20 protein-coding genes are annotated in these 19,212 nt (G+C 66.2%); 9 read left to right on the forward strand and 11 right to left on the reverse strand.

Annotated features, from left to right (window positions below; all coding sequences use genetic code 11):
- Positions 1-17: 17 nt before the first annotated feature.
- On the forward strand, positions 18-758 hold the full coding sequence (locus tag ACWEO2_RS09355; RefSeq protein ID WP_452404875.1) for an SDR family NAD(P)-dependent oxidoreductase: 741 nt from the start codon (positions 18-20) through the stop codon (positions 756-758).
- Positions 759-799: 41 nt separating this feature from the next.
- Here ACWEO2_RS09355 and ACWEO2_RS09360 read toward each other — a convergent pair whose 3' ends face one another.
- Entirely contained in the window at positions 800-1,615 is an 816-nt protein-coding gene (locus ACWEO2_RS09360) for an AraC family transcriptional regulator (RefSeq protein WP_452404876.1), read from the reverse strand.
- Between the two features lie 55 nt (positions 1,616-1,670).
- Here ACWEO2_RS09360 and ACWEO2_RS09365 point away from each other — a divergent pair, with 55 nt between their 5' ends.
- Positions 1,671-2,240 carry a class I SAM-dependent methyltransferase gene (locus ACWEO2_RS09365; RefSeq protein ID WP_452404877.1) on the forward strand — a complete coding sequence of 190 codons (570 nt, stop codon included), beginning with the start codon at positions 1,671-1,673 and terminating at the stop codon, positions 2,238-2,240.
- A 66-nt stretch (positions 2,241-2,306) separates the two neighbouring features.
- On the opposite strand, the gene ACWEO2_RS09370 is transcribed toward ACWEO2_RS09365, so the two are convergent.
- Positions 2,307-2,876 carry a hypothetical protein gene (locus ACWEO2_RS09370; RefSeq protein WP_452404878.1) on the reverse strand — a complete coding sequence of 190 codons (570 nt, stop codon included), beginning with the start codon at positions 2,874-2,876 and terminating at the stop codon, positions 2,307-2,309.
- The gene (locus tag ACWEO2_RS09375; RefSeq protein WP_452404879.1) at positions 2,876-4,753 is read right to left on the reverse strand and encodes a DEAD/DEAH box helicase; all 1,878 of its coding nucleotides are present in this window, start codon (positions 4,751-4,753) and stop codon (positions 2,876-2,878) included. Before ACWEO2_RS09375 ends, ACWEO2_RS09370 begins: the two co-directional genes overlap by 1 nt.
- Before the next feature lie 149 nt (positions 4,754-4,902).
- Here ACWEO2_RS09375 and ACWEO2_RS09380 point away from each other — a divergent pair, with 149 nt between their 5' ends.
- Entirely contained in the window at positions 4,903-5,619 is a 717-nt protein-coding gene (locus ACWEO2_RS09380; protein ID WP_452405126.1) for a TetR/AcrR family transcriptional regulator, read from the forward strand.
- 107 nt (positions 5,620-5,726) lie between these two features.
- Here the strand turns inward: ACWEO2_RS09380 and ACWEO2_RS09385 are convergent, their stop codons facing one another.
- Positions 5,727-5,921 (reverse strand): DUF7455 domain-containing protein, encoded by a 195-nt coding sequence (locus ACWEO2_RS09385; protein ID WP_029903635.1) that lies wholly within the window; start codon positions 5,919-5,921, stop codon positions 5,727-5,729.
- A gap of 272 nt (positions 5,922-6,193) precedes the next feature.
- Here ACWEO2_RS09385 and ACWEO2_RS09390 point away from each other — a divergent pair, with 272 nt between their 5' ends.
- Entirely contained in the window at positions 6,194-6,568 is a 375-nt protein-coding gene (locus tag ACWEO2_RS09390; protein ID WP_354961012.1) for a DUF952 domain-containing protein, read from the forward strand.
- 1 nt (position 6,569) lies between these two features.
- Here the strand turns inward: ACWEO2_RS09390 and ACWEO2_RS09395 are convergent, their stop codons facing one another.
- The gene (locus ACWEO2_RS09395) at positions 6,570-7,271 is read right to left on the reverse strand and encodes a response regulator (protein WP_452404880.1); all 702 of its coding nucleotides are present in this window, start codon (positions 7,269-7,271) and stop codon (positions 6,570-6,572) included.
- On the reverse strand, positions 7,268-8,611 hold the full coding sequence (locus ACWEO2_RS09400) for a histidine kinase (protein WP_452404881.1): 1,344 nt from the start codon (positions 8,609-8,611) through the stop codon (positions 7,268-7,270). Before ACWEO2_RS09400 ends, ACWEO2_RS09395 begins: the two co-directional genes overlap by 4 nt.
- Before the next feature lie 243 nt (positions 8,612-8,854).
- On the opposite strand from ACWEO2_RS09400, the gene ACWEO2_RS09405 reads away from it, so the two are divergent.
- The gene (locus ACWEO2_RS09405) at positions 8,855-9,337 is read left to right on the forward strand and encodes a cation:proton antiporter regulatory subunit (RefSeq protein ID WP_355178431.1); all 483 of its coding nucleotides are present in this window, start codon (positions 8,855-8,857) and stop codon (positions 9,335-9,337) included.
- 4 nt (positions 9,338-9,341) lie between these two features.
- Positions 9,342-10,526 carry a cation:proton antiporter gene (locus tag ACWEO2_RS09410; RefSeq protein ID WP_452404882.1) on the forward strand — a complete coding sequence of 395 codons (1,185 nt, stop codon included), beginning with the start codon at positions 9,342-9,344 and terminating at the stop codon, positions 10,524-10,526.
- On the opposite strand, the gene ACWEO2_RS09415 is transcribed toward ACWEO2_RS09410, so the two are convergent.
- Positions 10,428-11,375: a rhomboid-like protein gene (locus ACWEO2_RS09415; RefSeq protein WP_452404883.1), complete on the reverse strand. Its 948-nt coding sequence runs from the start codon at positions 11,373-11,375 to the stop codon at positions 10,428-10,430. The two genes, ACWEO2_RS09410 and ACWEO2_RS09415, sit on opposite strands and share 99 nt — an antisense overlap.
- A gap of 605 nt (positions 11,376-11,980) precedes the next feature.
- On the opposite strand from ACWEO2_RS09415, the gene ACWEO2_RS09420 reads away from it, so the two are divergent.
- Positions 11,981-12,763 carry an MHYT domain-containing protein gene (locus tag ACWEO2_RS09420; RefSeq protein ID WP_452404884.1) on the forward strand — a complete coding sequence of 261 codons (783 nt, stop codon included), beginning with the start codon at positions 11,981-11,983 and terminating at the stop codon, positions 12,761-12,763.
- A gap of 21 nt (positions 12,764-12,784) precedes the next feature.
- Here ACWEO2_RS09420 and ACWEO2_RS09425 read toward each other — a convergent pair whose 3' ends face one another.
- From ACWEO2_RS09425 to ppgK, 3 genes are all read right to left on the reverse strand, one after another.
- Positions 12,785-13,636 carry an MHYT domain-containing protein gene (locus ACWEO2_RS09425; protein ID WP_452404885.1) on the reverse strand — a complete coding sequence of 284 codons (852 nt, stop codon included), beginning with the start codon at positions 13,634-13,636 and terminating at the stop codon, positions 12,785-12,787.
- Between the two features lie 618 nt (positions 13,637-14,254).
- On the reverse strand, positions 14,255-15,625 hold the full coding sequence (locus ACWEO2_RS09430; RefSeq protein ID WP_452404886.1) for an RNA polymerase sigma factor: 1,371 nt from the start codon (positions 15,623-15,625) through the stop codon (positions 14,255-14,257).
- 229 nt (positions 15,626-15,854) lie between these two features.
- The gene (ppgK, locus tag ACWEO2_RS09435) at positions 15,855-16,613 is read right to left on the reverse strand and encodes a polyphosphate--glucose phosphotransferase (protein WP_354950521.1); all 759 of its coding nucleotides are present in this window, start codon (positions 16,611-16,613) and stop codon (positions 15,855-15,857) included.
- Between the two features lie 177 nt (positions 16,614-16,790).
- On the opposite strand from ppgK, the gene ACWEO2_RS09440 reads away from it, so the two are divergent.
- The gene (locus ACWEO2_RS09440) at positions 16,791-17,696 is read left to right on the forward strand and encodes an inositol monophosphatase family protein (protein WP_452404887.1); all 906 of its coding nucleotides are present in this window, start codon (positions 16,791-16,793) and stop codon (positions 17,694-17,696) included.
- A 75-nt stretch (positions 17,697-17,771) separates the two neighbouring features.
- On the opposite strand, the gene cei is transcribed toward ACWEO2_RS09440, so the two are convergent.
- Positions 17,772-18,452: an envelope integrity protein Cei gene (gene cei / locus ACWEO2_RS09445; RefSeq protein WP_354950525.1), complete on the reverse strand. Its 681-nt coding sequence runs from the start codon at positions 18,450-18,452 to the stop codon at positions 17,772-17,774.
- 419 nt (positions 18,453-18,871) lie between these two features.
- Here cei and ACWEO2_RS09450 point away from each other — a divergent pair, with 419 nt between their 5' ends.
- Entirely contained in the window at positions 18,872-19,174 is a 303-nt protein-coding gene (locus ACWEO2_RS09450) for a DUF4193 domain-containing protein (RefSeq protein ID WP_354950527.1), read from the forward strand.
- The last annotated feature ends 38 nt before the right edge of the window (positions 19,175-19,212 follow it).

Genomic DNA, 19,212 nt, shown 5'->3' on the forward strand with positions numbered 1-19,212 from the left:
AATTTGGAGGAGTCGCGATGTCGGATCTGACAGGCAAGGTGGCGCTGGTGACCGGTGGCAGTCGGGGTATCGGAGCGGCCATCGCCCGGCACCTGGCCGATGCGGGCGCGGACGTGGCGCTGACCTACCAGAACAATGAGCTACAGGCGAAATCGGTTGCCGCCGAATTGGAATCGTCGGGGCGGCGGGCGGTCGCGATTCAGGCCGACAGCGCCGACGCGGGTGCCGTCGTCGCGGCCGTACACCGGGTCGCGGCCGAATTGGGCAGGCTCGATGTGCTGGTCAATAACGCGGGTATCTTCCCGGCCAAACCGTTCGAGGAGTTCACCGTCGAGGAGATCGATCGCGCGCTCAATATCCATGCGCGTGCGGCGTTCGTCGGGGCGCAGGCGGCGGTCACGTATATGACCGAGGGCGGGCGAATCATCAGCATCGGCAGCAACCTGTCCGAGCGCGCCGCCTTCGGCGGACTCACGCTGTACAACCTCAGCAAGTCCGCGCTCAATGGCTTCACGAAAGCGCTTGCGCGCGAACTGGGGCCGCGAAACATCACGGTGAATCTGGTACAGCCCGGCTCAACCGACACCGATATGAATCCGGCCGACGGCGACCACGCCCCGCAGCAAATCGGTCTCACCGCCCTCGGCCGCTTCGGCACCGCCGATGACATCGCCGCCACCGTTGCCTTCCTCGCCGGAACCTCCGGGCGCAGCATTACGGGCTCGATCTTCACCGTCGACGGTGGCACCAACGCCTGATCGTCGGGTCCGTCGAATCTGCACCGGAGGACGGGACTCGGTTACCTGGCGAAGTAGCGGCCCGGGGATACGCCAACGGCGCGACGGAAGGCCGCGACGTACGCGCTCGGGGTGGCATAGCCCACGCGTCGGGCGATCCGGGCGATCGGCAAGCCCTCGGCGAGCAGCGGAAGTGATGCCGCGAGGCGGATCTGAGTTCGCCACTGGCCGAAGCTGATTCCGGTCTCGGCGACGAACAGCCGGGCCAGGGTGCGTGGACTGGTGGCGACGGCGGTGGCGAACTCGCCGAGCGTGCGATCATCGGCGGGATTGCGAGTCAGCGCATCGGCGACCTGTGCCGCTCGGGTATCCACGGGTCGGCGCGCGCCGATGGGAATCACGTCGACCGGCTCGAGCAGATCGAAGACCACCGCCTCCGCGCGTTCGCGTCGCGCGGCGACGGTTTCGGGCTCGATGAGATGGTCGAACAGTTCGTGGAGCAGGGGAGATACGCGGAGCATGGTCGGGGCGGCCAATGCGACCGGGCACCGATCCGGTGCCACGAAGATGCCGCGCATGGTCGCGCCCGCCGCGGTGCCGGTTCGGTGCCTGGTGCCGCCGGGGATCCACAGTGCCCGCGTCGGTGGCAGCACCCAGTAGCCGTCGCCGATTTCGACGGCGATGACACCCCGTGCTGCCCAGGCGATTTGATGCTGCGGATGTTCATGGGTGTCGAACCAATAGCCCGCTGGCAGGACGCCAGCACCCAGCACCATGGCGGTATTGCCGATCGCGGCCGGGAGTACCAGGGATCCACTGTGCTTCCGACGGGGCGGCCGGGGTTGGCCCGGTACCAGGGATTGGCCGTTCGGCGACACAGCTTGTCACCGTAGCCTGTCGTGGTCGGCGCCGTCCGCTCCTAGCGTGAATCGTATGGCGATGAACTACTTCCACAGGCTCCTGTGCCGATCGGTGCTCTGGGAGCGCATGAGCGCGACGAAGATCGTCCCGTGGGCGCTGTCCGGCCTCGACCTCGGCGCCTGCGCACTCGAGATCGGCCCCGGTTACGGTGCGAACGTGCGCGCCTTGCGCGAGCGCACGACCACGCTGACCGGAGTCGAAATCGATCCGGTGCTCGCCAGCCGACTGCGTACCCGGCACGGCAGCACGATGACCGTCATCGAGGGCGACGGCGCGGATATGCCCTTGCCGCCGAGGCAATTCGATTCGGTCGTGTGCTTCACAATGCTGCACCACGTTCCGACCGTCGATGAACAAGACGCCCTCTTCGCCGAAGCCTTGCGCGTCCTGCGCCCCGGCGGAGTATTCGCTGGCAGCGACGGCCTCGATGGTCCGGTATTCCGCCTGATGCATCTCGGCGACACCTGTCTGCCGATACCGCCGGACCGCGCCGCCGACCGCCTTACCGGCGTCGGGTTCACCGGCGTCGAGATCGAGACCGGCACAACCAGTTTCCGCTTCCGAGCCCGCCGCCCCGAATGACACAGGGCGAGGTGAATCCTTGTCAGCGCACCGCCATCGAGAAGGTCGACAGCTGGCGCGGCTGGTCTACCGCACCGAGGCGGTGTGTAAAGGAGCCCCGAAGTAGTCCGCGGGGTCGAGGGCGTTGAGCGGGGTCCACCGGGGTGATTCGACCGGCGCTGCCGGATCTTCCGGTGCCGCTCGGAAATAGCCCTGCAGGTCCAGGGCCAGGCGTGGGTCCTCGTCGACGCGGCGGGCCAGGTCGTAGTACACGGCGAGGACGTGCACGCAGCGGGCTGAGCGGGCCGAGCAGGAGCAGTCCGTCCCGGCCAGCACGGGGGCGGGGCTGGTATCGGCGGCGACCAGGGCGCGGTGCATATCGTCGGTGAGTACCGTTGCGTCCGGGATGATTTCGGCGATTGCGGTAATGGCCGGGCGGGGCAGTGGTGCAACTTCGAGATGGGTTACCGAGGCTTGGCCGCCGCGGTGGATGGTGGCGCGGATGACGCGCCCGTCGATGGTGGTCTGCACGCCATTGTTGCGGGCGATGCTGCGGGCCCGGGGCAGCAGCGGATCGGGACGGGTCTGGCGCAGGGTTTCGGCAAGGCGGACCCAGTCCATCCCCCAGGCGGTGTAGCCGAATTCATTGTCCGCCATCAGTTCTCCCTCTTGCGTCGCAGGATCTCGATGAGCTGATCGTCGTCGAGGCGGGCCAGCGCGGCGATGCCCGCCGAATCGCCGAGGTCCGCGAGTGCGGATTTGCGCTCGTGCATACCCGCGATGTGCTCCTCCACGGTGGTACCCGAGGTGAGGGTGGTGATGGTGACGGTGCGGGTCTGGCCGATGCGGTGCACCCGGTCCGATGCCTGGGCCTCGACGGCCGGATTCCACCAACGGTCGTAATGGATGACATCGGCGGCGCGGGTCAGCGTCAGTCCGGTGCCCGCTGCGCGCAGACTCAGAATCAGGACCGGCGGACCATCCTCGGTCTGGAAGCCGGTGACGATCTCCGCGCGCTCGGCCTGATCGAGGCCACCGTGGAAGAACGGAGCACGCACACCGAACTGCTCGTCGAAATGGCGGACCAGCAGGTCGCCGGTGGCGCGGTACTGGGTGAATATCAGTGTCGGGTCACCGGTTTCGAGGTTATTGGCCACGATATCGGTGCACAGGTCCAGCTTTCCGGACCGGCCGGCCAGTTCGCCGAGCTCACCGGTGATCAGGCCCGGATGGTTGCAGACCTGCTTGAGTGCGGTCAGTGCCGCGAGTACCCGGCTCTGTCGTTGGGCGCCGTGCCCGAAGCCGTCGTCGATGGCCTTGTCGAGCAGTTGGTCATAGAGCCCTTCCTGTTCGGCAGTGAGGTCGCACAGCAGATCGCTGTGCATCTTCGCGGGCAGTGACGCGGCGACCTGAGCCTTCTTGCGCGCCAACAACACCGGCTCCAGGGTGTCGCGCAACCGGGCCGCCGCGGCGGTCGAACCCTCGTGGATCGGCCGGACGAACCGCCGCCGGAACTGGGTGCGGTGCCCGAACAGCCGCGGCGTCACCAGATTCAGCAGCGCCCACAGCTCCTCGAGATGGTTCTCCACCGGCGTACCGGTCAGCGCGACGGTGGCCTGGGCCGAAAGCGCCCGCGCGGCCTTGGATATCTGCGTGCGCGGATTCTTGAGCGCCTGCGCCTCATCGAAAACCACTGTTGCCCACCGCTGGTCGGCCAGCACACCGCCATGCAGCCGCAACATCGGATATCCGGTCACCACAACCGCGCCAGCCTCGTCGGAGACCTCGCCCCCGCGCCACACCACCGGTCGCAGCCCCGGCGCGAACCGCGTGATCTCATGCGCCCAGTTCCCGACCAGCGATGTCGGACAAACTACGAGCTGCGGACCGGACCCACCCCGCCCGAGAAGAAACCCAATGGTCTGCACCGTCTTCCCGAGCCCCATCTCATCGGCCAGTACCGCGCCGCCGTGGGCCGTGACGGTCTCGTGCAGCCACCCCACCCCACGCGCCTGATACGGGCGCAACTGCGCCTTCAACCCCTCCTGCAATTCCAGCTGGACACAGCGCGTTTCGCGCAGTACGCGCACCGCGCGCTCGGCGGACACGATCGATGTCCCGATCGCATCCGGCACCGCATGCGCGGCCGTGGGCAGCAGCACTGGCCTGCCCGGCTGCGCCTGTTCGGTCTCGTCGGCGTCCGGCCCACCTGATGGCCGAGATACGTCGTGTGCCCAGGCTCGCGTTGTTCGGGTCTGTCCAGAGTGGTCCGCTATCGACGGTGACGAGTCGATCGATTGTGCATCGTCCGGATCGCCCTCAGTCCGAAGCGCCGCGTGCCAAGCGAGTAAGGACGGACCCGCGTCGGCGAGGTCCAGCTGCATCAGATCGTCCGGATCGACCAGCGCGCAGTCGACCTCGGCTACTTCGATCGCGCCATGTGGTCCCGTCGGCACCGCGAGCGCGAGGGTTTCGTGATCGCCCTCGGGCGCGCGGCCCGGTCCGGATCCGGTCCAAGTCCACAGCGCGAACATGTGGCGGTCAGGGAGATATGTGGCCTGTGTGCTTGGCAGAGCGGACCCCTAGATCGTCGTATGATGTACGGAGTATCGTAACAACGTACACCGTACCGGGTTAATTTCGAGAGGGTCACGTGACCGATCCCGACCAGGCGAAACAGCTGATGAGTCTGCTGTGGCGGCATACCGTGCCGCCGCGATCCGGCGGGCGCGGGCCGAAGCAGACGGTGAGCGTCGATGCGGTGATCGGTGCTGCCATTGCTCTCGCCGATCGGGACGGGTACGACAAGGTGTCGATTCGCGCCGTCGCCGCCGAACTGGGTCTGCGCCCGATGAGTCTCTACACCTATGTGCCGAGCAAGGAGGCGCTGATCGTCCTGATGGTCGACACGGTCGCCCATGAGGACGCGCCGATCCCGAACGACCTGCCGGTCCGCCATCGCATGGCCGCGATCGCCGAACAGGTGCGTGCGGAGTTGATCGCGCATCCGTGGCTGCTCGAGGTGCCGCCGTGGCGGCTGGTGCTCGGCCCGGGACGGATGCGTCGCTATGAACGGCAGTTGGCCGCGATCGAGGGGATCGGGTTATCGGATCTAGCGATGGACCGCGTGATCGCAGTGCTCTCGGAATTCGCGACCGGCAATGCGCGGATGGCGATCGCCGGAATCCGCAGTACCGCGGAGCTGACCGACGCGCAGTGGTGGGAGCAGCACGGTCCACTGCTCACCGAGGTCATGTCGGTGGCGGAGTTCCCGATCGCATCGCGGGTCGGTGCGGCGGTAGGCGAATGCTATCAAGCGCCGTCGGATCCGGAGGGTGCATTCGCCTTCGGACTCGCGAAGCTGCTGGACGGCATCCTCGCCGATCCCGCAGCGGCGTGAGCGCTTTCGATAAACGCCGACAGCGGGCGACTTGTAGGTCGCCCGCTGTCGGTTCTATCAGCGATGTTCTGTTGTGCGATGTTGTTGTGTCGGGACGCGAGGACTGGTCAGAGGGCGGGAGCCGATTCCGTGTCGATCACGGCTTCGAGCTCACGCAAGCGATCCATGTGTTCATTCGCGTGGTGCTGGCAGAAGAGCAACTCGCCACCTGCGGGCAGTACGGCACGAACTCGTGCGGCAGCTCCGCAGCGGTCGCAACGATCGACCGCGGTCAGTGGGGTGCTTGTCAGGGTTCCTGGCATGACTCCTCCGTCCTGGCTCCCGGCACTACAGTCCGTTCACCTGGTGTGGGGCCCGTGGTCACTCCGCGGGCTCGCTACCGCTACTTCCCAGCAGTGGTATGACTACTCTGTCAGACGTTCGGGACGGGGGCTTTGTTCCCGGAAGTGATTCTGTGTGTTTTCGATAACACAACCTGGGATTTCGCTACTGGCGAACATCACTGGTCACACATCGAAGGTCCACTCGACCACGATCACGAACACCTATCCAGTTGTCTACCGGGAGATTACCCGTGATCTACGACACTCACACTCTCGTTCACATTTGCACTCTCGCCGACTGGCTGACCGCGCGGCAAACCGGCGAGTACCGCCCGGAGTCGTTCGCGGAGCTCGGTTTCATCCATCTGTCCACGCCACAGCAGGTGCACCTGCCGGCCAACCGCCTGTTCGAGGGGCGGCGCGATATGGTGCTGTTGCGCATCGATCCGGCCCGCGTAGGCGCGCCGGTGAAGTGGGAACCGGGCGTGCCGACCGACCCCGAATCGATGTTGTTCCCGCATCTGTACGGTCCGCTGCCGGTCGGCGCGGTCACCGCCGTGATCGAGTATCAGCCGGGTCCGGACGGCACCTTCGCCGCACTGGACCCGAACTTCCCCGAGTCGTGAACTACCGGTCCCTGGCCTCGCGCGCCACGATGGCGGCCTGAACCCGCGACCGCACACCGAGTTTGGTGAGCACCCGCGACACATGCGTCTTGACCGTTGTCTCGCCGATGAACAACCGCGCGGCGATCTGCGCATTGGACAGGCCTTCGCCGAGACAGTCGAGCACCTCGCGTTCGCGCTCGGTGAGTTCGTCCAGGCCGTCCGGTGCTGGCTCGCTCGGCTGGGCGCCGTTCGAGGCGAACGCGTTGATCACCGCGGCGGTCACCTCCGGCGCGAGTACGCCATCGCCAGCGGCCACCGCGCGCACCGCATCGACAAGTGCTTGTCCGGATGCGGATTTCAGCACGAATCCCGACGCACCCGCGCGCAGTGTGCGGAAGACGTACTCGTCCAGATCGAAGGTGGTCAGGATGAGCACCCTGGCCAGGCCGTCGGCGGTGATGCGGCCGGTGGCGGTGATGCCGTCGACGCCGGGCATGCGGACATCCATCAGCACCACATCCGGACGCAGCGCTTTGGCCTGTGCCACCGCAATATCGCCGTCGGCGGCCTCACCGACGACCTCGATGCCCTCGGCGGTTTCCAGGATGATGCGCAGACCAGCCCGGATCGCGCCGTGATCGTCGGCAAGCAGCACGCGGATGGGCGCACCAGTCACCCGGCCACCATCGCTCATCGAATCGCTGTGCGATGCCGCCGTCATGACGCCTCCATCGCCGAGATCGGCAGCCGCGCAAGCACTTCCCAGCCGCCCGTGGCCGGTCCCGCGGTGAAGGTGCCGCCGAGGGCGGCGGCCCGCTCGCGCATATTCATCAGTCCGCGATGGTCCATATCGTGCTCATCCGACCGATTGCGCACCGGTACGGTGGGATTGCGTACCGCGACTGCCAATGCCGTTCCCTGCACGCGCACGTCGATGTCGACCTCCTGTCCCGGGGCATGTTTCATGGCGTTGGTGAGTGCTTCCTGGACGATTCGATAGGCGGCTTGGTCGACCGCGCTCGGCAGCGGTTTCCCGTTGAGCGAATCCCGTACGCGCACGGTGATTCCGGCCGCGCGGGCGGCGTCGACCAGGATGGGGAGCTGGGCCAGTTTGCGCGGTGCGGCCACGTCGTCCTCGCCGCCGTCGTCGCGGCGCAGCAGACCGATCATGGTGCGCATCTCCTGCAGTGCGCTGACACTATTGGACCGGATCGAGGAAATGATCCCGACGATGGCGGGATCGTCGATTCGGCCGTCCGGCACCGGCTGTCGGGCCAGCACACCCAATGCCGCCTCGGACTGGATCGCGATGGCGGACAAATGCCCCGCGATCACATCGTGCAGATCCCGCGCCATCGTCTTGCGTTCATCGGCGATGGCGGCGCGTCGATCGAGTTCGGCGACCAATGTCATTGCTTGTGCGCGTTTACGTTCGGACTCCGCGATCTCCTTGTGCCCGCGCACGGTCAACGCCCACCACAGCGGCGTCGCGACGAATGCGAACAGGGCCGCGATGGTGATCACCGCGACCCGCCAGTCGCCGAGTATCAGGGCCAGTACGGTCAGCGCGGCCGAGAGCACACCGCACACCACGACCACAAGGCGCGAGCGCGCGGATGCAGCATACAGCACACCCGCGTAGATCAGATCCGAATAGATAAGCCAGATCGGCACCGTCGGGCCGAGTGCGAAATCGATCGCGAAGGGGACCAGCCCGATACCGAGCGCCAGCACCGGCGTGCGCCGCCGCAGGAAGCTCGCCACGCAGATCAACGCGAGCACCCCGAATCGCACTGGCAGCGATGGGTGGCGGCTGAGGTCACTGGCCATCTCGAACAGGCCGGTCAGATAGAGCCCGGCACCGAGCGCGAACTCGAAGGCGGCGACCAGCGCGTCTTGCGCGGTCGCCGACAAGGCCTCCCACTGCCGCCGCATCGACCCATCACAGCACACACCGCGGTATCTGCGGGTCAGCCGAAGGAAGGAGATGCGGTCGATCCGATGACCGACATGATCACCACCCGCCCCGGGCGCGGCTGAGTGATCTGTCCGCAGCGTCATCGGTGGGACTGCTGGCGGGTTACTGCATGGTCATGGTCGCGCCCGCACTTGCGCCGATCGCCGCGCGGGCGATATGGCACGCCAGGATCGAACCGCTGCCGGAGCGCGTCGATGGCTTCCTGTCCGGGCATGCCGATAGTGCGACGAGGCTGGGCGATGGCAAGCGCGGGCATTGTGCTGGCTCGCGGCGCGATCGCGGGACTAGTGGGCGGTTAGTCGTTTTTGCCGGTTAGGGTGGAGGATGTGAACGTCGATGTCACCGCCCTACCCGGGATCGGGGTACGCAAAGACTTTCAGCTGCGGTCGGGCCGCCGGATCGGCGTTGTCGATCACCGCGACGGCGGCATTGATCTGATCGTCTCCAAACCCGATGACCCGGACTCCTGCGCCGCCCAGGTACCGTTGACCCCCGACGAGGCGTCGGTGCTCGCGAACCTGCTCGGCTCGCCGCAGTTGGTCGCGAAGCTACGCGAGGACCACCGCGACCTACCCGGGATCACCACCCGCCAACTACCCATCGGCGCGGATTCGCCATATGAGGGCCGCACCCTCGGCGAGACCGGAATGCGCACGCGCACAAAGGCTTCCATTGTCGCCGTGATGCGCGCGGGGCAACTGCACCCCTCGCCGGGGCCGGACTTCACCTTTACCGCCGATGACATACTCGTGGTCGTCGGGACACCCGACGGTCTGGATGCGGCCGCGAAGATCTTGACGCACGGGTGAGAGCGTGAACGAAACCGCGCTCGCCCTCATCGAGCTCGGGGCGGTGTTATTCGCCCTCGGCATGCTCGGGAGAGTGGCGGCCCGCTTCGGCATGTCCCCGATTCCGCTATACCTGCTCGGCGGGCTGGCCTTCGGCCAGGGCGGATTGGTCGAACTCGGCGCCGCGAACGAATTCGGCCATATCGCAGGCGAAATCGGCGTAGTGCTGCTGTTGTTGCTGCTCGGACTGGAATACACGGCGGCCGAACTGGTGACCGGACTGCGCCGCTCATGGGCCGCGGGTCTGGTCGATATCGTCGCCAACGCGACGCCCGGCGCGGTGGTCGCACTGATACTCGGCTGGGGGATGACCGGAGCGATCACGCTGGCCGGAGTCACCTACATTTCGTCCTCGGGCATCGTCGCCAAGGTGCTCAATGATCTCGGGCGCCTCGGCAACCGGGAAACACCGGTGATCCTGTCGATTCTGGTCTTCGAGGATCTGGCGATGGCGATGTATCTGCCGATCCTCACCGCGATCTTGGCGGGCACGAGTTTCCTGAGCGGACTGACCGTACTCGGACTCGCCTTGGCCACTGTCACCGTCGTGCTCGTGGTGGCATTGCGCTACGGCCGCTACGTCTCGGCGATCGTGGACAGTGCCGACCGCGAGGTCTTCCTGTTGAAGCTGCTCGGTGCCGCGCTGCTGGTCGCCGGGCTGGCCTCGGCGCTGAACGTCTCGGCGGCGGTGGGCGCGTTTCTGCTCGGCATCGCGATCTCCGGCTCGACCGCACACGAGGCGACGAAACTGCTGGAACCGATCCGGGATCTGTTCGCCGCCATCTTCTTCGTGGCCTTCGGACTCAGCACCGACCCGAGTGCGATTCCGCCGGTGCTCGGCTGGGCCATCCTGCTCGCGGTGGTCACCATGGTGACCAAGGTGGCGACCGGCTGGTGGGCGGCGAGTCGACAGGGCATCCGCCGGATGGGCCGGGCGCGAGCGGGTGCCGCACTGGTCGCGCGCGGTGAATTCTCCATCGTCATTGCGGGTTTGGCGGTGGGGATGGGCGCGGTCGCCGGTGAGCTCGCCGGACTCGCCTCGGCCTATGTGCTACTGATGGCGGTGCTCGGCCCGATCGCGGCCCGTGTTGTCGAACCGGTCATCGGCCTGGTGCAGCGCCGCCTCAGCCCGGCCGCCAGTACTGGATAGGGGCTGGGCCGCAACGGGCGTTGCCCCGGCGCCGGTCACATCGTCGGCCGATGACGGAAGCGGATGCGTCGCGGTCGCCGGCCCCTGTTTCGCCGCCGCGGAACTGGCGTCGCGTGCGGCGCGCATGCGTTCGACGCGACGCCAGAAGGTCGAGGCAACAAGTCCGACAGCCAAACCGATCAGGGCCGCGCACATATGTCCGTAGTCGGTGAAGGTCGGACCGATCAATAGCGCCGAGCCGAGGACGATGATGATGACCGCCGCCCACACCACGCGGACCGCACCGCGGAAGTGGAAGGCCATGGCGGCCAAAACTGCCGTGAACCCGTAACTGGTGCCGACATCCGCGGCGTACTGCACCCGCACCGGGATGATGTGGCGGTCGATGGCGTGGTCGATCGCGGTGACGGTGAGCAGCGTCGCGCCGATGTGCCCGGTGGCGAACAGCAGAATCCAGCGACTGGTGCCGAGCCAGCGTTCGGCGAAGCCCATGACAACCAAGATCTCCGCGATGGTGATCCAGGGAAACTGGCCCTGGGTCCAGAACGCCGAGGCCACCAGCACCTGAATCGGGTTGTGCTGCATGTTGTAGAGGTTGGTCGAGGCCGAGAAGATCAGCCTGCGCTCCACCGAATCGCCGACTCCGCGCAGCGTCCACCAGGTGACGAACAAGGTGAACGCATACGCGGTGCTGGCCGGCGCGCCCGCTAGGTGCTGGCGCAGTTCGGGCAGTAGTCGGCGCGCCAGCCCGGGGCGACGCACCCACGACCAGACCGCGCGGAGTTCATCGCGCAGGTCGACGGTTCGCGTCCATGGCGAGTGGATCCGGTGCAAAGTGGGGGCAACCACAATGCTCAAGTCTGCCGGGCGCGGGGCCGTCATGTCCGCCGACCCGCCAAGTCTGTGTTCTGACTCACCTGACCTGGTCGGTCGGACCCGGTGTTGATGTACCCCTGGGCGTCGGAGGCTCCAAAGAAATGGTCGTCCGACCAAATGGTTGGTGGATAGCCGCGCACAGCAAATACGACGATTCGCCGGTCGGAAACTCGGCGGGGGCGAGTCCGATTGGCGAGTGCGTCCCATCGCGCTCGGTGGCGCTGGGCCACAACGGGACTCGGGGTGCGTACCCGAAATCGCGGTACCGATCTTGTGAAAGTGCGAACGCCGGCTGTCGAATATCGGATCCGCGAGATCCATTGTGCCCCAGCAATATCGGTGCTGATCGATTGCCAGGTGGTGTGGTCGGCAGGATCCGGCGGTATAGGACCGGTTGGTATGTACGGGTGAAGAGCAGTTGTCATCGGATCGGCCGCGCGATCCCGCTGGCTGAATTCATCCCACGACAAATTTAGCGGACGGTAGTACTGTAAATCGCCTACCTGCTAGTTCTGCACAAGTGGGCGGGTTCACGCTGTCGCGGTGACGGCCGAAGTCCGTCCATCGAGGGAGGTCGCGTGCTGCAAATCGACCACTTCAGCCATGGGTGGCTAACACCCGTGATCGCCTATCTGATGTCATTCACCGGATCATTGCTGGGGCTGCGCTGTGTGGTGCGCGCGCGAGCCGGCAACGGCCACGCCGGATGGCTTGTTGCCGCGGCCGTTGCGATCGGCGGCACCGGTATCTGGGTCATGCATTTCATTGCCATGCTGGGCTTTTCGATCCACGGCGCCTCGATCCGCTACGACGTGCCGATCACCCTGCTCAGCGCGGTCATCGCGATCGTGGTGGTGTGGATCGGGCTATGGGTCGCACAGCGGCCGGGATTGGAGCCGCTGGCCCTTTACATCGGTGGTGCGATCACTGGTATCGGCGTCGGCGCCATGCACTACTCCGGCATGTATGCGATGAAATCGGATGCGGTGATCGAATACGACGGGCGGATCGTGAGCCTATCGATGGTGATCGCGGTGATCGCCGCGACTGCGGCGCTATGGTTCGCGCTGCATGTGCGCGGCACCATCGCGACCATCGGCGCGGCACTGGTGATGGGTGTCGCGGTCTGCGGCATGCACTACACGGGCATGTTCGCGATGCATGTCCAGAACGGCCAGCACCTGCATCCACCCGCCGGTGCTGGCGCGGCCCAGCTGCTGACTCCGCTGACGGTCGGCGTCGGCATGGTGACCATGATGCTGCTGTTGCACATCGGCATCACCGATGTGGACGATCCCGATCCGGCCTACGACGGGGCCGGCGGAGCGCGTCCGGCGCGATACTGGCCGACCCGGGACTGAGCGTCTATCGCCGGGCACGGCTCAGTGGTGCGGCACCTCGGTCCGGGTCGGCCAGTACGCGGTCGCGGGCGGCAGGATTTCCGGCTCGACCGGCGGTAGCGGCGGCAGCTGATCCGGCCTGGAACGCGGTGCGAGACGCAGTGGCGGCAGTTCGATATTGCGCTCGATCTCGGTCAGGCTGACGCTGATGAGCAGCAGCATGGTCACCACACTGATCGTGACGATCAGCGGCCCGATCAGCTGCATGGCTTCCGTGCCCTCGGGGGTACCGCCGTGCCCCTCGTGCGCGTGCATCGCCGACATCCCCGTGTAGTGCATACCGGAGACGGCAACACCCATGATCAATGCGGCGCCGACGGTGGAGAGAAATCCCTTGACGCGCAATGTGAACCAGAAGGCCACGATCGACGCGACCACGGCGATCACCATCGACAGTGCCACCCGCTGCACGTCGTAGGTGATCACCGCATTCGACTTCATCGCGTACATGCCCGCGTAATGCATGGCTCCGACGCCGATCCCGGTCACCGTACCTCCGGTCAGCAGCCCGAGCAGTGTCGGCTCGGGCTTGATCACGATGAACAGACCGATCCCGACCACGGCGATCGCGGTGATCGCACTGAGCAGAGTGAGCGGAATGTCGTATCGAATCTCGGTACCCCGGATCGAAAACCCCAGCATCGCAATGAAATGCATGACCCAGATGCCGGTACCGCCGATCGCGATGGCTGCGCCGAGCAGCCAGCCGACCCGGTCCTTGCCGGTACGGGCGCGGGCTGCGCACTGCAGTCCGAGCAGGCATCCGGTCACCGACATGGTGTAGGCCAGAAGCGGGGTCAGTAGACCGTAACTGAAATGGTAGATATCGAGCACGCAACGCCCCCACTGCCGAATGTGGAATATTCGGCGATCGAAACAACGGCGGGTCAGACGATACGACAGCTGACGGCCATTTGGGTGTCGAAATCCGTTTCGCTAGAAGTGGTTTCGGTCACTTTTAGGTTTGATTGAAACATGAATTGGTTAGCGGGCCGGACGCTATTGCGATTGCCGGCACGTGGCTGGCCGATTGCTCAGAAGTATGCCGAAAAGTGCTGTCGCGGAACCAGTTCGAACCAATGCCGTCGAAATTGTCAACGAGCACACTTGGATTCGCAGATAGCGGGGTCGCAGGCGAAGAGAGTGCGGACAGAGTTGCCGTGCCCACACTGGTAGTGGCCGCTGACTATCCGAGTAGGAGCGGGCGAATCGCGCACCGATCCCTCCGAGACATGGCAGCGCATGCTCGTGTGACGAAACCCCGGAGATGCCGCGTGTCGCGTTGTGGAACCGCTGAGTGTGGGACGTGGCGAAGTAGCACCGGCAGGCGGCGGATGACCGGCAGGATGCCGAATTCTGTTGCGACCATGTGGGATTGGTAGCGCATTGCGGGGTCCGGATACGAGATCGGGCCGCAGAGCAGAAGCTCGGCGGCCCGATTCGGGTTGCTTTCTAGTCGAGATAGTCGCGCAGCACCTGGGAGCGGCTCGGATGGCGCAGCTTGCTCATGGTCTTCGACTCGATCTGCCGGATGCGCTCACGGGTGACCCCGTACACCTGGCCGATCTCGTCGAGGGTGCGCGGCTGGCCGTCGGTCAGGCCGAAGCGCAGCCGTACCACGCCCGCCTCGCGCTCGGACAGCGTCTCCAGCACCGACTGCAGCTGGTCCTGCAGCAGCGTGAAGCTCACCGCGTCCACCGCGACAACGGCCTCGGAGTCCTCGATGAAGTCGCCGAGCTGGCTGTCGCCCTCATCGCCGATGGTCTGATCGAGCGAAATCGGCTCACGCGCGTACTGCTGGATCTCGAGGACCTTCTCCGGCGTGATGTCCATTTCCTTGGCCAACTCCTCCGGGGTCGGCTCGCGGCCGAGGTCCTGGAGCAGCTCGCGCTGGATGCGGCCGAGCTTATTGATGACCTCGACCATATGCACCGGGATGCGGATGGTGCGGGCCTGGTCGGCCATGGCGCGGGTGATGGCCTGCCGGATCCACCAGGTGGCGTATGTGGAGAACTTGTAGCCCTTGGTGTAGTCGAACTTCTCGACCGCGCGGATCAGACCGAGGTTGCCCTCCTGGATCAGATCCAGGAACGCCATGCCGCGGCCGGTGTAGCGCTTGGCCAGCGAGACCACCAGGCGCAGGTTGGCTTCGAGCAGATGGTTCTTGGCGCGGTTGCCATCGCGCACAATCCAGGTGTAGTCGCGCCGCATCGCGACCGGCAGCTTCTCACCCTGTTCGGCGAATTCGCGCACCTTCTCCGCCGCGTAGAGCCCGGCCTCGATCCGCTTGGCGAGTTCGACCTCCTCTTCGGCGTTGAGCAGCGCGACCTTGCCGATCTGCTTGAGGTAGGCACGCACCGAGTCGGCCGATGCGGTGAGCTCGGCGTCCTTGCGGGCCTGGCGCAGCGCCTCGGACTCCTCCTCGTCCCAGACGAAGTCGCCGGAGGCCTTGTCCGCGGCGGTCGGCTCGTCGGTCTCGCCCTCTTCGACTTCCTCGGCGACGTCCTCGACCAGATCCTCGGCGTCGTCGGTGAGGTCGTCCTCGGACACCTCGAGATCGCCGAGATCCTCCAGGTCCAGATCCTCGGACTCGAGGTTCTCGTCGCCGCCCGGCTCGCCGTCGGGTCCGGCCTTCTTCGGTGCCGCCTTCTTGGCGGGGCCCTTCGTCGCCTTCGCGGCGGCCTTCTTGGCCGGAGCCTTCTTGGCGGCGGCCTTCTTGGCCGGAGCCTTCTTAGCGGCAGCCTTGCGGACCGGCCGTGCTTCGGTTACATCTGCGGAGTCGGCATCGGCCGATTCGGCGGTCTGACGGGTCGTGGCTACCACGTACGCCCTTTCGTGACGGTCTCGTGCGGCGTCACGCCAGAGTGGTGTTCCGGCGGAGCGGTCTGTCGGGTTTCACCGGCTGAGCGCCGGGTCTGGGGTTTCCGGCTCGCGGCCGGAGTACGTTCCATTGTAACGATCGAACCAGGGTACCTACGGCACGATCCCAGCAACGGCTAATGCCGTACTGTCCGCGCGCCTCCCGGATCCGCCGATCTTGGTAACGGTTCGCTCACGGCGCGATACCCGCATCGATGGCCATCGCCGCGCCGACGATGCCCGCGGTGTTCTCCAGATGGGCGGGGATAACCTGGGTTCGGTTGGTGAGCAACGGGATCCACTGCTCGGCGTCCCGGCTGATGCCGCCACCGGCGACGAAGACCTTCGGCCAGAAAAGTTTCTCCAGTCCGCTCAGCACAATGCTGACTTCGGCGGCCCACTGGGCAAAGCTCAGGCCATCGCGATCCTTGACCGAGGCCGCGGCGCGGTGTTCGGACTCCATGCCGCCGATCTCGAGATGGCCGAGCTCGGAATTGGGCACCAGCGTGCCGTGGAACAGCAGCGCCGAGCCGATGCCGGTGCCGAAGGTCAGCAGCACCACCAGGCCGTCGAATTCCTTTGCCGCGCCATAGCGGTCCTCGGCGAGTCCGGCCGCGTCCGCGTCGTTGAGCACGGTGACCGCGCGGCCGCCCAGCGCTTCGGAGAACAGGGCGCGCGCATCGGTGCCGATCCACGTCTTGTCGATATTGGCGGCCGTTTGCGCGACACCTTCGAGTACGACCGAGGGCAGCGTGATGCCGACCGGACCTTCCCACTCGGCCTGGGCGACCAGTTCGGTGACCGCGTCGGTGACCGCCTGCGGTGTCGAGGGCTGCGGTGTCGCGATCTTGATCCGCTTGTGGACCAACTCACCGGTGGTCAGATCCACCGCGGCGCCCTTGACTCCGCTGCCACCGATATCGATACCGAATGCGTGCCCCCGAGCGGACATGACGTTCCCTCGCTCCCTGTACTGGCCGATGTGTTGAACGCGCCGCCGCACAGGGCCCAGCCGCCGGTCCGAGTGCATGCGGTGGGTGTGCCCGACGACGGCGTTGTGTCGTGCACGACAAGAGTAATGGGCGTTACATGATTCCCGTTCAGCGAGGATCTGTGATGGCATGGGGTCATGTCGGAGACCAGAGTGTCAGTTACCGCCCAACCCACTGCCGCGGGTGCCGCGGATGTGTCCGAGTTGCGCCGGATCGCGGTCCGACTCGCCGAAACCGCCGCGGCGCATGTGCGTTCACGCCGCCCGGAGGTGTTCGGCCCGGACGGTGCAAGCGACGGGGCCGTGCGGACCAAGGGGCACCCCACCGATCCGGTGACGATCGTGGACACCGAGACCGAGGACCTGATCCGGCGACTGCTGGATGAGGCACGCCCCGGTGACCCGATTCTCGGCGAGGAGGGCGGCGGGAGCCTGGCCGATTCCGACGCGGACACCGTGCACTGGGTGGTCGACCCGATTGATGGCACCGTGAACTTCCTGTACGGCATTCCCGGCTACGCGATTTCGGTGGCCGCGGTGCGCGCCGGACAACCCGTCGCCGGTGCGGTGGTGGATGTCGCGCGCGCGGCGACCTACAGCGCCGCGTCGGGTCTCGGTGCGACCCGGGTGGCCGCCGACGGTACGGTCGACCATCTTCGGTGTGCACCGGTGCGCTCGGCGGCGTTGGCACTGGTGGCTACCGGATTCGCCTACGGCACACAGCGCAGGGCCCGTCAAGCCGCGCTGGTCGCCGAGATCCTGCCGAATATCCGCGATATCCGTCGCTTCGGCGCGGCCGCCCTCGACCTGTGCTTCGTTGCCGAGGGCCGGATCGACGCGTACTACGAACACGGGCTCAACGCGTGGGATTGGGCCGCGGGTGCGCTGATCGCCGCGGAATCGGGTGCGGTGCTGCGGCTGCCCGCGGCCACCAGCCCAGGCTCGGCGGGTGAGCTGGTGGTCGCCGCCGCGCCTGGCATCGCGGACGAATTGACCGAGCTGCTCGACCGGGTCGGCGCGACCATCGCCATCCCCGACGCCTGATCCGCGGCCGAAATACAGATCGCCCCGGTGGCCGAAGCGACACCGGGGCGACGGGGGAGGTGGGTCTCGTCCGACTCAGCAGCGGGCCGTGCGCGCGGCGGAGAGCAGTTTGGGATCGATGGACGTGGATGCGCCCGGCGCCGGATACTTCAGCGATTTCAGGACTTCCTCGGCATCCGGACTGGGCCGCAGCGACTCGCCGAATACTGAACCCAGCACCAGGTCGACCGTGTCGTCGGTGCGCTGATCCTCGATCAACTCCGCGCACGGTGCGACCAACTGAACCGATGCGGCGGCCGGTCGGCCGTTCACGCCGAAGCGGATCTGGCCGGTGCAATTGAGGTCACCGTTGACGTATACCGAATCGTTACCGAACTGCTGGCCCGGCGGGCTCGCGAAGCCGAGATCACCGAGCGCGGAGGCGATGTGGGAGGCCTGACCGCTCTTGTTGTTCGCGTTGAGCACCCGGACCTTGGACGAGGCGAGCGCCGCCGGTTCGACGTCGGTCAGTCGCGACTGGCCGACCCGCTGCCCCAGCGGAGCGGGTTGCGGGGACTTGGCGTCGGTGGCCGGGCTCGGCGAGTTGCATGCCATCGCGGCTCCGCTGCTGTCCTCGGTCGTCAGGGCCTTGACCCACACCACCGTGCAGATCAGGAGTAGGACGCCGATCAGGATCAACCATGGCTGGTTGCGTCGCCGGAGGAAGGGTTGACCCTGTCGATCCGTTGCACTGCCTTCGGTGATGAGTGAAACCACCGCCATACTCTACGAAAATGTCTCGGCCACTGGGCGACGGCGGGCCGGGCGGAGCCTGGCCGGGGCGGGTGAATGCGGTGCGCAAGGTCTCGGCGAGTTCGAGGGTTGGTGTCGATTACCCCTCAGTTTCGAATCGTCTGTGTTTTGATTGCGACTTTTGCCGTGTCGTCCGCTATTGTCTGGCGGCCCAGATCGAATCATCCGACGAGAAATCGGTGGTCGGTCGCGGGAACAAGCAGGGCATGTCCTGCGTTTACCGAGCGCTATCAAAGGTGGGTTCGCGTGATCCGCCCTGATAGGGGACCGGTGTACGTGTGACGTGCACCACCGGCGGGGCGGTGCTGGTCATTCCGATTCCGAGTGGATCGAATGAGCGGCCCGGTCCGGGATACACGGAGTAAGGACGAGGGGAAGACGACATGGCAACCGACTATGACGCACCGAGGCGCACAGAATCCGACGAGGTGTCGGAGGATTCGCTGGAGGAGCTGAAGGCTCGTCGCAACGAGGCACAGTCCGCCGTCGTGGATATCGACGAATCCGATACCGCGGAGTCGTTCGAGCTTCCCGGCGCGGACCTGTCCGAGGAAGTGCTGACGGTTCGGGTCATCCCGAAGCAGGCGGACGAGTTCACCTGTTCCAGCTGTTTCCTGGTCCATCACCGGAGCAGGCTGGCCAGCGAGAGTGGCGGCCAGATGATCTGCATGGACTGCGCAGCCTGATCCCGGCGCGAGATCTGATCTCCAGCCCGAGATCAATA

This window comes from Nocardia sp. NPDC004278, from assembly GCF_053602975.1.